Source organism: Dysgonomonas sp. Marseille-P4677 (genome assembly GCF_016652235.1).
In the GTDB taxonomy this organism is placed as follows: domain Bacteria; phylum Bacteroidota; class Bacteroidia; order Bacteroidales; family Dysgonomonadaceae; genus Dysgonomonas.
Genome location: NZ_JAEPKU010000138.1, coordinates 1 through 11,811, shown reverse-complemented (window position 1 = coordinate 11,811; position 11,811 = coordinate 1). Strand labels below are relative to the sequence as shown.

Sequence of the window (11,811 nt, the reverse complement as noted above, 5' to 3'; positions counted from 1 at the left end):
TTAAATCTAGAAAAAATTCTTTAAAATAAATAAATTTACCAGAACATTACTAAATGTACGCCTTTTTTCGATTGTGCATCATAATCTAAATATAGAGACAACCCGACTTTTTTTATCTCTTTCAGAAATGGAATTTCATACTACGGTCAAATCTATCCATCAACCGATATAATTTTTTGCCTAAGATCCGCTCTTGCTCCTTTTTAGAGTTTTGCTCCATTTCTGCATATTTAGTAGTATTGCCTTTGTAAGCATAATCATATTGGCGGGTATTGACCTGAACAAGAATTAGAACGAGTGTAACGAACAAGACAACAGACGTAAACACTTTTTTGTTTGCCCTTATTCGTTTAGATATGGTAGGCATAATCAGGTTTATAACAATACAGCAAAATATAAGCAGGAAGATATCGTAATTGTTCCACCACCAAATATTGCCACTCCCCCCGATATAATCGTCCGATGGCCACAAAAATGCAATACCACCCCATACCGAAGACGGAGTGGGCAAATCGCCTGCCAAATGCGCCCAATAGCCAAGCACAAAGACAACGAAATAGATAAAATGGTTCTGTATAAAAGAAGAAAAGCTAAGTTTCTTTTTGGAGGAAATATGGCGAAACATATAAACCAATAAAATAATCAAAGCGCCGATAAGCACGCTTGCAAGCAATGAATGGAAAAATGCGTGGTGCGAATACCAAAATTTACTGCCATAGATCACCCTGCCGGTATCAGATAAATTGAATAACGCCCCGAATGTGGAATCGAACCGCGACCACATACTCACAGCATCTATATCGGGAAGTAGGCCACCCAATGCTCCTGTAAAGATTACTTTGGCTTTTCGCAATGCTTTCCCTTTTGTGAAAGTAACTGCACAGGTAGCAACAGCCATACCCGAAAGAGCGTGTGTGAGAATATCCATTATCGATCTAGAAATAATAAGTTACAGCCAATTTATACACTCTGTGAGACACCTTTGGATTGGTACGGGAAAGATTAGTCAGTCCAAACTGTGGGCTGAAGGCTATCTGAAATCCGTTTGTTTCTATGCCGGCAATCAGAGTCATACCAAAATCTACCTCACGAAATATACGTTCATTATCTGTATCTATTGTCACCGACTTTGTGGTTGCGCTTTTTGTCATACCAAATTCATCGTAATCAGAGTCCCAATCCGAGATACCATTACCATCACTATAACCGTCACCTTCCGCTGTCATATCATAACCTATATAAGGGCCTGCTGTAATAATTAGTCTCAAGTTATCGTTCATATACACTTTCTTTCCGTAAGTTACGGTCAGCTGTACGTTGGAGATACTCAGTTCGTCTACATCCATACCATCTTTATATACACCTTTTAGCCGGGCCCCTTGCATTCCTGCCCACAACTCGGTTTGTACCACATAGCCATCGCCCCAGCCCAACTGGACAGAAGCTCCCACATCCCACGAAAAACGGTATCCCGTAGAGAGATCACCCAATTGTTCTACCGGAAGATATGTTCGTCCATCGAGCCCCGAAAGGGTAGACATTCCCAGTCCGAGACGAAGACCAAAGCAGGAATATTTGTCACCCTGTGCCATCAGCAAGATAGGACAAAGGAGGATAAACAAAAGAATAGCATTTACTTTATTCATAGTAGTTTTTTAGTATTAGTGCTAAATAGATATGTAAATATAAAAGAAAAATGAATAATTGATACAATATTTAATATAGAAGAAACAAAAGAATATTAAAGATATCAGATAAAACAGTTATATTTGAAACCAAATTATGAAGAAAGTCGTTTATCTCGTTTATCAGTGGGTCATATTCGTACCCCTGCTCATTTTGGCCACCATCTGGTGTACGCTGACTATTATTATAGGCTCTACACTGGGTAACAATAAGTTCTGGGGATATTACCCGGGAGTTATCTGGGGGCGTTTTGTCTGTGCAGCTGCTTTACTGCGAATAAAAGTAAAACGTAATCCGCTACTTGATAAAAAACAATCGTATGTTTTTGTTGCCAATCATCAGGGGGCATTCGATATATTTCTCGTATATGGTTATTTAGGCCATAATTTCAAATGGCTGATGAAACAAGCTCTTCGAAAAATGCCATTAGTAGGCTTTGCTTCGAAAAAAGCAGGGCATGTGTTTGTAGACCAAAGTAGCCGCAAAGGTATCGTGGAAACGATGAGACAAACTCGCGACACACTGCGTGATGGTATGTCGACAGTAGTTTTCCCCGAAGGGCACCGTACTCCTGACGGCAAAATGGCAGAATTCAAGAAAGGTGCATTCCAAACAGCCCTCAGCCTCAAGCTACCTATTGTTCCTGTTACTATCGATGGGGCGTACAAAGTATTGCCAATTCACTCGTGGACTATGTATCCGGCTGCTATATCGCTGACGTTTCACGACCCTATTCCTACCGAAGGAATCACTTCCGACGATCTGCCAAAACTTATAGCAGATGTTCATAAGATTATAGAATCGGGACTAAAAGACAGCGAATAATCTGTTGCCCTATCTTAATTGATTACCATTTTATATTTTCACATATGAAGTAAAAGCTGATAACTTTTACTTCTACAGATATTTAGCAAACTGTACTTTGCTAAATTTCAGTTTTTTTCACTCTTGTGCAGCTTTTTTCACTACATTTACATCAATAAGGTATAAGTAAAATTTATAACCTAATAGACAATGAAAACAAAAGCACACAACCTCTACTCTAAACTTATCTCTATCTGCTTATTAATATTGGGCTTTTCGGCTTGTGGCAGCCTGTCTGACGATGACATTGAGCCCATAGTCTGTGAATATGGCGTACCTTCAGCAAAATATAAGGTATCGGGTAAAGTAGTTACGGCAGAAGATGATAAACAGGAAGTGAAAAATATCCGTGTGGTAATGATAGAGAATGTAGACGAAAGCAAAGTTACATACCTAACAGGAGATACAGTATTTACTGATACTAATGGAGAATACAAAATTGAGAGAATAGGCCATCCCGGACAAGAATTTATAATTAAATTTCAGGATATAGATGGAGAAGCCAATGGACAATTTGAAGAACAGACAGAAATCATCGATTTCAAAGATGCTCAATATGTCGGTGGCGAAGGATGGTTTAAAGGAGAGGCCACAAAAGACATGGGTACCATAGAGCTGGGATCGATGCAAAAATGGTGGAACGAATGCGATACAGAATAAATTAAATATATACTACCATGAAAAAAGGAGCACTATCATTATACTCTAAAATAATTTCATTCTTCATGCTTTTGCTGGGATACACAGCCTGCGAAGAGCCTGCCGAATACGGCACACCTTCGGCAGACTATAAAGTACTGGGCAAAGTAGTTTCGGCAGAAGGAGAAAAAGAGGCCGTAGAAGGCATACGTGTAGTGATGATACACAATGTGGACGAAAGTAAAGTTGAATACATTAAAGGAGATACGACTTACACCAATGCCGCAGGTTCGTTCGAAATAAAGAGGAAAGACTATCCCGGTATAGACTTCAAAATAAAATTTCAGGATGTAGATGGAGAAGCCAACGGAGAATTTGAAGAAAAGATAGAAATCATCGATTTCAAAAACGCTCAATATGAAGGTGGCGACAAGAACTGGTATGACGGTGAGACAACGAAAGATATGGGTACTATAGAGTTGGAAGTAAAGAAAGCCCCGGAGGAGGAATAACAATCTATATTTATCAGTGAAACAATGAGCATAACCGATATATCAATACGGAAGAAATTAGCACTCAAGTTATTTCAAAAATATAAAGCAAACGAAACAGCACGCCATCAGCTATCGTACCTGATGTGGGAATGCACATTGCGCTGCAATCTCGGCTGTAAGCATTGTGGCAGCGATTGCCGTAAGAGTATGACTCAGAAGGATATGCCCCTGGCCGATTTTCTAGGTGTAATAGACAGCATCACCCCACATGTAGACCCTCACAAAACAATGATAGTGATCACAGGTGGTGAACCGCTGATGCGCGCCGACCTCGAAAAATGCGGAAGGGAACTCTACAAACGTGAATATCCATGGGGTATTGTTTCCAACGGGTTGGCAATGACGGCCGAACGTATAGACAGCCTCGTTGCATCGGGCCTGCGCTCGGTAACTATTAGCCTTGACGGACTAGAGGAATCGCACAATATCATGCGCGGACATCCTCAGAGTTTCCGCAATGCCTTCAATGCAATAAAGATACTGGCAAAGATGACCGACGAAATAGTTTTCGATGTGGTTACATGTGTATCGGCCCGCACTTTCGAACAGCTACCCGCTCTCAAAGAGATGCTTATCGAAGCCGGTGTAAAGCAATGGCGCATATTTACTATCTTTCCCATAGGAAGAGCTACCCGCCATCAGGATTTGCAATTGCAACCAAAAGAATTTAAAGCGCTTTTCGACTTTATCCGGCAAACACGCCTCGAAGGACGTATCGATTTACGATATGGATGTGAAGGTTTTCTAGGCAATTATGAAGGTGAGGTTCGCGACAGTTTTTTCTTTTGCCGTGCAGGTATCAATATAGGCTCGGTATTGGTCGACGGATCTATTTCGGCTTGCCCTAATCTCCGTTCCAACTTCATACAAGGGAATATATATAAAGACAACTTTATGGATGTATGGAACAAACGCTACCAGCCTTTCCGTGACCGTACATGGGCAAAACAAGGCGAATGTGCCGATTGTAAATATTTCAAATCGTGTCAGGGGAACGGTATGCACTTACATGATGAAGAAGGAAAATTACTGTTTTGCCACCTGGAACGTATCAAAGAGGGAGAAGCCTCAGTTAGCAGTTAGCATATATTGTATGATGATATGGAATGAACAAATTATAGGGGCAACCACTAGTGGTTGCCCCTACTCTACTGATAACCCATCAAACAATCTCTTTATATTTATTTACCAGCACCTTATTCCCTCGTATATCCGTCAGTATTTTAGAGACAATACGCTGAATGTTATGCACCTGCAAGTGTGTAATTTCGGCAAGTGTATGGTAATTGATAGCAGGCTTCAGGCTGATATACATTTTAAAAAGCTCAAACTCATCTAACCTATAGCGGCTATACACATAGTCGAAAACATCTATTTCCAGCTGAGTTTGCATACGTTCGCGCTCATATGGGTTGCTATGGTGAGCCTCGAATGTGTCGTAGACAGGCAGGGGAACCATATTGAAGTTTTCGTTGGCCTTATCTTGTATATAATTGGTATAGTACGAACGGCTGAAGTATGCCTTATAATCTTTTATCTCCGCTCCTGTATATAATACCTTTTCACTGATGCGCATATATGTCTGACTGAAAACATCTTCATCGTACGATCCTTTGGAGATCAGGAAATTGATAATTTGTTGAAAATTATTAGAAAACCATACGTTGAAACGATCAGCTGCTTTTCTATGTTCGTGTTTGGGTTCATGCTGATCGTCGCGTCCACGCATAAAGTATTTCTTTCCTGTGTTGTTTCCTTTGCTGTTTCCTAGTTTCATGTTATTCTTATTATTAAATGGATTAATATTCTTACTATACCAATATTTATAGTCCTTGAATTTTAGACAGTTAACCGATCATCGTCTCAAACTCTCTCCTTCAAACAATACCCGATGGGTTGTAGCCTTTATACGATCCAAAACCCGTTCTCCATAACGCCTGCGGATATCATCGACTGACAAGTTGGTGGAAACGATCAGCAGTTTGTTATATTTTTCGGCGGCATCCATAATCTCGGCAAAGGCAAGCCGTTTGTTTCCATACTGATTACAGACCTCCTCTGTCCCAATATCGTCAAGACTGATGATATGGCGTGAAAGCACATAGTCTATGCGGCTATTCATTTCGGCCGTATCGAATACCGACACCACTCGCCGACTGTGCCCAAGCAGGATGGCGGGCAAAACATAACGGCACAGAATGCTTTTTCCACGCCCACAGCTTCCGAAAAGGAACAATCCCCTACCCTCGTTTCCACTGAGCCACCGCCCCACCTCGCCGTATTCGGGCAACCATTGCAAACGGCAGCCACTTAGCTCCAGAAAATAGCCTAAGGCCTGACGCAAAACGTTTTCGGCATCGGGTATTTGCACCATCACCTTATCGGAAGGTAAGGGCATATTGTGCCTTTTCATTTCGTCGGTTATGTCTTTAAAACATTTCATAATCCTTGTTTTTGCTATGTTTGGCTGCATTATGGCGATTCTCATTTTGCTTTCCTTCCCAAGTGCGGACACAAGCTTGCCAATCTTTCATTTTATTCTTGCCGATCATCCAGTTTTTAGCTTCATAAAAGTCGACAAAAGTCTGAGGATCCAAATCATTCTCCCTATGACGGCAATATTCGACAACTTCCTGCAAAGAGGGTTTCCTGAAAATTTCTTTTTTTGTTTTTTCTTTTTCTCTTGTCTTGTCTTCTCTTGTCTTGTCTTTAGTATTGGTATAGGGTAACGTATAGCCGAATGTATCGGAAAGCGTATAAGTAAGTGTATTGGTAATTGTATTGGTTAGCGTATCAGGTACTGTATCTTTACGGATATGCAAGGTGTATTCGGCCGGTTTCGATTTTGCCTTTCCTTCTTTAAAAGATATCAGACCAAGACTGTGCAGCTTATTTCTTCGATTGACAAGTGCATTGCGATTGATTCGCAAAACTGCACAAATAATCTCTGTAGGCTGATTAAAGGGATTTTTCCAACCGAGCTTGTTACACTTATGAATTAAGTAAGTGTAGAGATCATGCTCATGTATAGAAATAACACCCTGTTCTCTCAGTTCCCATGCTGCGTTTATAAGTTCGATGTATGACACGTATATTATAATTTTATATGTCGGGCTTAACATTTGGTGTCACCCTACTCTATTTAACGTTAGTTGTTTATTGTGAATTTGGCTATCAGACGATCTATCTTCCCATCCATTTCCTTTACTTCGGTAATAATATTCTCTTTGTTGTGCAAAAGCAGCCAAGAGGCAAATGAGAAATAAGCCGATACAAAAAGGGTCAATATTAGACTACCCCCGTTATATGTAAGAAGCAGTAAAGAGAGCAGCCAATTGATAATAATCAGTCGCGATTTGATATGCTTTGCCATACGTTAAAATAATCGATCTTTCAGTATATGATGAGCTTGATAAAGAACTTCCTTATCATTTCTGTTATACTCTTCGAGCACTGCCCGCAGACGTGACGACAACACCGCCGAATCTTCATCGAGCAAATCCCAATCATCGTCTAACACCTCTGCTGCTTTCAAGACTACCGAATCCATATACGACTCAAATTCGGCACACACCCTTACATCTCCGATCACATCATCGAAATCGGAAACCTCTGTTCTGTCACTCTCGTTAAGATGCTTTGTAACCATACTTATAATTTTTTCCATTTGCGTTTCGTTGCAGTAGCAGTCAATTTTTAATGCACCCATGTTTGTATTGTTTTTAAATGATTCTTAAAGTTGATAGAATATTTCTCATCGTATTCTATAGATAATTGGAGCTGAAAAAGATAAAATATTATATATCTGTTAGTATTAAATTCATATTATCTCGGCTAATTCAATGGTTCAAAATTAAACTATTTTTGTATAAATAAAAAATAATATAGATAAATAATTCAATATTGAACCATATTTAGAATGAGTAAAAAGTAAAAAAATTGAAAAATGTGTACAGATAAGAGGTGTGAGAAATAAAAAGGTATTTTGTGTTAAAAATTAATTTAACAATAGCACATAACATACTAATAGAAAATGCATTAACTGCAAAAAATAAGAATAAGTGATTTAGTATACAAAACTAAAATGCTGAATAACAGGAGCGGATATAGTTTGGACAAAAAAAGCTTTCACAAAAGTGAAAGCTTTTTACTCGTTATTATAGTTGCTTGTATTTATCTATAGTCCTTCAGTAATTCCTGCAATCTCTTTCGAGCAAAGAATATACGACTTTTTACAGTACCCAGAGGCAAATGTAGCTCTTTAGCTATTTCATCGTACTTGTATCCTGAGAAATGCATGGAAAAAGGTATTTTATATTCATCGCTAAAGCTATTCAACATGGTCATCATCTCCGAATATGTATATGCACCTTCCGGTGAATCGAATCCCGAATTCTGAGGTAAATTCAATTGATACATATTGTCCGATTTGTCCAGTATTGTCTGCATACGCATCATGCGACGATAATCATTAACAAATAAATTGTGCATGATAGTAAACACCCACCCCTTGAAGTTTACATTATCATAATATTTGTCGATGCAGCTCAATGCTTTCAATGTTGTCTCTTGGGTAAGGTCTTCGGCTGCATCCCGATTCAAAGTGAGTTTTAGAGCATAGCTTAGCATGTTGTTCTGCATAAGTACTAAGTCCTGTTCCAGTGTTTTTTTGCTACTCTTCATCTTCTTCAAAATTTATGTTTTTAACCTAATCTATTTCTCTTTTTAGTTGATATGCAAATACATTTCTGCCCCTGATTTGATTGCATAGGCAACTAAAAGCAATAAATACACTGCTCAGCGATAAATTATATGGGTTTATGAAGTATTGTAAATTAGTTAATCGACGAATGAACAAACAATTAACATTTAATATTCGTGTAAACTTATAAGTTAATAATTAACGTATAAGTCCAGTTTTTTTCAGTTGGAAAAAACGCCCCTGAGCTTTGTAATACTTCGCAATGTAAGCAATAAAATTGAGAAACCAACATAAAATAATCAATATTTAACACGTCAATTATATTTATAAGGCATTATCTGTTAGTCTTTTTGCTATCATTTAGACACAATTAACATTGCAAATTTTATCAAAAATTATAAAAATACTATTTTATTGCTAGTATATATTCACATTATTTAAAATAATGTCTAAATTCATCGATTTAAGATATCTTATATATTGCAGCCATTTCTAGCTTATCAAGATTTACAAAAAGACCAAGCAAGGATTATTCCTATGCATTGCAACCACCTTGGAGAAAAGAGAAGTAAATTCTGTATATTTTCAATCCAATTTACTAGCGAGAATAAAAAATAATAGTGCTAACTTTGATTTTGTATTAACGAAACAATAAATAGGAGGCCATATATTTGCAAACCCGTATACACATATATATAATAGCTCTGTGGATTGTATTTTTAATATGTCCTTTTGTGGCTTTGGCTGTCGAAAGCGATAGCATACCAGTCAAACAGGGACTCATGGTAAAAAAGTCGATCTATCCGCAGGAACTAAAAAAGAAAGGACGATTTTACAATATGTTGTGGGGCAAGCATTATCGCAAGCTATACTACACTCCCATTACAGTTAACACCAAATCGTTGAAGGCCCTTCTTGGCGAAAAGGAATCGACCGGTCTGGCCAATGATTTTTACGGCCTTTTCCTCAAAAACACTTTAGGGCACAACTATCTCCTAAAGCCCATAGGCGGATCGTCGAGCTTTCTTAAATCTGACTTTTTTCAGGAAATGTATAACAAAGAAGATTTCAAAGACACTTATCTCGATCAATTTATAGGTGATGCCTATACCATTATCAATCCGTATACATTCCTGGCATCTGACTATATGGCCAAGATGGCAGGGCTGAACAGCAGCGATCCCAGCTTATATTACATTCCGCCAAGAGCCACCACCGATACTATTATGGACGGAAGCGACATCCAAGACCGACTGGTAAGTGTATGCCTCCTGCCCGATACCGTTTCACAGTCCGACATCATTACCACCCCTACATTATTGAGCAGAATACAAGCCGACAAATCGCACAAGGTAGACCAGGCAATGTATATTCGTGAGCGACTGTTCGATATACTGATAGGCGACTGGAACAAAATACCCGAAAACTGGGTATGGATTATGAAACGTAAAGGTAAAGAAACAATCTACGAACCCGTTGTAATAGATCGCAGCCATGCCTTTACAAAGGTAGACGGATTGCTCTCGAAACAAATGCTGGGAGTACTCTCTCTTAGCTTTATTGCCGATTACGATGAACAAGTAGGGAATGTAAAAACAATAAATAAATTGGGTTTTACCACCGACGTAGCCCTTACTGCACAAAGTAAACAAAGAGAATGGGTAAATCAGTCCGAATATTTGAAACGCATTCTGACCAACGATGTGATAGACAAGGCCTTTTCCCGTCTACCCAAAGAAGTGCAGGGTGCAGAAACAGACGAAATAAAAACAAAATTAAAGAAAAGACGTGACCAACTGACTGCTACTGCCCGCAAATATTATAAAGACCTCCAATTCAATCCGCTGATAACAGGTACAGCTGCAAACGATACATTTGTCATCGACAGATTTAGCCGCGACAGCATCCGTATCAGTATTTACAACGAAAGCAGTTCCAATCCCGTATTCAGCCAAGAGTATACAAAGAAAAACTCGAAAGAAATATGGGTATACGGTCTCGATGGCGACGACACGTATAAGGTGACAGGTAAATTCAAAAACAAAATACCTCTTTATCTGCTAGGTGGCAAGGGAGACAATCACTATGATACACGTCCGGGCAACAAACTGAAAATATTTGGCTACAAATCCCAGAAGGCCGACTTGGAAGCGATAAAAGAAGCGAAGGTCGTATTTACCGACAACGACAACATTCACAATTATGATTATCGCAAAACCCGTTATAAAGATATCTCCTTCAGTCCGTGGGGTATATACGATTCCGACTGGGGCTTAAGCCTTGGCAGCTTTGTTTCCTACACTCGCTACGGACTCAAACGCTCGCCATTCTCATATCAGCATCGCATCGGATACAATTACCTGCGTGGATTCATGTACAAAGGTATATTCCCCATGTACGATGAGCGCCGAAGTATTTACCTGGATGCTTTTATAGGTTCGCCGGCCAATTTTTCCAACTTCTTTGGTTTTGGAAACAATACAGATCGATTTAAAGAAAGTAAAAAAAATTACAACAGGGTAAAAATCGGACAATATTCGATTGCGCCATCGTTTCATTATGCACTCTGCGAAGGACAGCAAATAATAGTTTCTTCCGCCTTCGAACTATTTAAAATAGGTAAGACGACCGATCGGTTTATCAATCAGTATTACCAAGAAAACAATTCGTTGTTTGACGCTAAATATTTTGCCGATTTTGGTCTTTCGTACGAAGTTGACACAAAATTATCGGGCTTTGTTCCTGTATTTACAGCCGCGCTATCTGCCGGTTGGAAACTAAATATCGGAGACTTCGGACGCAACTATCCATACACCGAAGCCAGAATGTCTTTCAACTTCCGTTTCTCCGACAGGCTTACTTTGGCCACGCAAATGAAAGGACGTGTATTGTTTAACGATAAATACGAATTTTATCAGTCGGCCTCTACCGAGCTGCGCGGATATCGTGACAATCGCTTTGTCGGGCGTCAATCATATTCCCAATCTTCGGATCTGCGATTGGATATGGGCAAGATTAAAAATCCTTTCACCCCACTCAAATATGGTTTGTTTGCCGGATTTGATTTTGGACGTGTATGGTATCCCCAAGAGGCGTCGAAAAAATGGCACACGTCGTATGGAGGTGGTGCATGGGTCACGATCATCAATAAGATTACAACCAAATATTCGTGTTTTGGATCGGGCGACGACCTCCGCTTTATGTTTGGACTGGGAATGGGTTTTTGATGTAATAAACAAGCCTCTCCCTTACGTTTCAACCAGTAATATCCTTTAGTTACATAGGCTCCGAATTTGTTAATTCGGAACTAAAATGGTTAATGAGCAGTCAAAGCTGTTCCTTTTTTTTGGTTATATCATTTAATAT

At 39.2% G+C, this 11,811-nt stretch carries 13 protein-coding genes; 5 read left to right on the top strand and 8 right to left on the bottom strand.

The window, feature by feature from the left end:
* Positions 1-121 precede the first annotated feature (121 nt).
* Both JGH11_RS16860 and JGH11_RS16855 read right to left on the bottom strand, forming a co-directional pair.
* On the bottom strand, positions 122-928 hold the full coding sequence (locus JGH11_RS16860) for a metal-dependent hydrolase (RefSeq protein WP_201113770.1): 807 nt from the start codon (positions 926-928) through the stop codon (positions 122-124).
* Positions 929-935: 7 nt separating this feature from the next.
* The gene (locus JGH11_RS16855) at positions 936-1,646 is read right to left on the bottom strand and encodes an outer membrane beta-barrel protein (RefSeq protein WP_201113769.1); all 711 of its coding nucleotides are present in this window, start codon (positions 1,644-1,646) and stop codon (positions 936-938) included.
* Positions 1,647-1,782: 136 nt separating this feature from the next.
* Between JGH11_RS16855 and JGH11_RS16850 the strand changes: the two genes are divergently transcribed.
* The 4 genes from JGH11_RS16850 to JGH11_RS16835 all read left to right on the top strand — a co-directional run bounded on the left by JGH11_RS16850 (position 1,783) and on the right by JGH11_RS16835 (position 4,826).
* Positions 1,783-2,511 (top strand): 1-acyl-sn-glycerol-3-phosphate acyltransferase, encoded by a 729-nt coding sequence (locus JGH11_RS16850; RefSeq protein ID WP_201113767.1) that lies wholly within the window; start codon positions 1,783-1,785, stop codon positions 2,509-2,511.
* A gap of 189 nt (positions 2,512-2,700) precedes the next feature.
* A complete protein-coding gene (locus JGH11_RS16845; protein ID WP_201113766.1) occupies positions 2,701-3,210 on the top strand; it encodes a radical SAM-associated putative lipoprotein in 510 nt (169 codons plus the stop codon).
* A gap of 17 nt (positions 3,211-3,227) precedes the next feature.
* Entirely contained in the window at positions 3,228-3,701 is a 474-nt protein-coding gene (locus JGH11_RS16840; protein ID WP_201113765.1) for a radical SAM-associated putative lipoprotein, read from the top strand.
* A 24-nt stretch (positions 3,702-3,725) separates the two neighbouring features.
* Positions 3,726-4,826 (top strand): TIGR04133 family radical SAM/SPASM protein, encoded by a 1,101-nt coding sequence (locus JGH11_RS16835; RefSeq protein ID WP_201113764.1) that lies wholly within the window; start codon positions 3,726-3,728, stop codon positions 4,824-4,826.
* 79 nt (positions 4,827-4,905) lie between these two features.
* Here JGH11_RS16835 and JGH11_RS16830 read toward each other — a convergent pair whose 3' ends face one another.
* The 6 genes from JGH11_RS16830 to JGH11_RS16805 all read right to left on the bottom strand — a co-directional run bounded on the left by JGH11_RS16830 (position 4,906) and on the right by JGH11_RS16805 (position 8,426).
* Entirely contained in the window at positions 4,906-5,520 is a 615-nt protein-coding gene (locus JGH11_RS16830; protein WP_201113763.1) for a hypothetical protein, read from the bottom strand.
* 78 nt (positions 5,521-5,598) lie between these two features.
* Positions 5,599-5,865, bottom strand: a complete 267-nt coding sequence (locus JGH11_RS20340) for a hypothetical protein (RefSeq protein WP_236264068.1) — start codon at positions 5,863-5,865, stop codon at positions 5,599-5,601.
* A 307-nt stretch (positions 5,866-6,172) separates the two neighbouring features.
* Entirely contained in the window at positions 6,173-6,832 is a 660-nt protein-coding gene (locus tag JGH11_RS16820) for a hypothetical protein (RefSeq protein ID WP_201113761.1), read from the bottom strand.
* Positions 6,833-6,891: 59 nt separating this feature from the next.
* Entirely contained in the window at positions 6,892-7,116 is a 225-nt protein-coding gene (locus JGH11_RS16815) for a hypothetical protein (RefSeq protein WP_201113760.1), read from the bottom strand.
* 3 nt (positions 7,117-7,119) lie between these two features.
* Positions 7,120-7,452 carry a hypothetical protein gene (locus tag JGH11_RS16810; RefSeq protein ID WP_201113759.1) on the bottom strand — a complete coding sequence of 111 codons (333 nt, stop codon included), beginning with the start codon at positions 7,450-7,452 and terminating at the stop codon, positions 7,120-7,122.
* 464 nt (positions 7,453-7,916) lie between these two features.
* Positions 7,917-8,426, bottom strand: a complete 510-nt coding sequence (locus tag JGH11_RS16805; protein ID WP_201113757.1) for an RNA polymerase sigma factor — start codon at positions 8,424-8,426, stop codon at positions 7,917-7,919.
* A 753-nt stretch (positions 8,427-9,179) separates the two neighbouring features.
* Between JGH11_RS16805 and JGH11_RS16800 the strand changes: the two genes are divergently transcribed.
* Positions 9,180-11,672, top strand: a complete 2,493-nt coding sequence (locus JGH11_RS16800; RefSeq protein ID WP_370567626.1) for a hypothetical protein — start codon at positions 9,180-9,182, stop codon at positions 11,670-11,672.
* Positions 11,673-11,811: the final 139 nt, after the last annotated feature.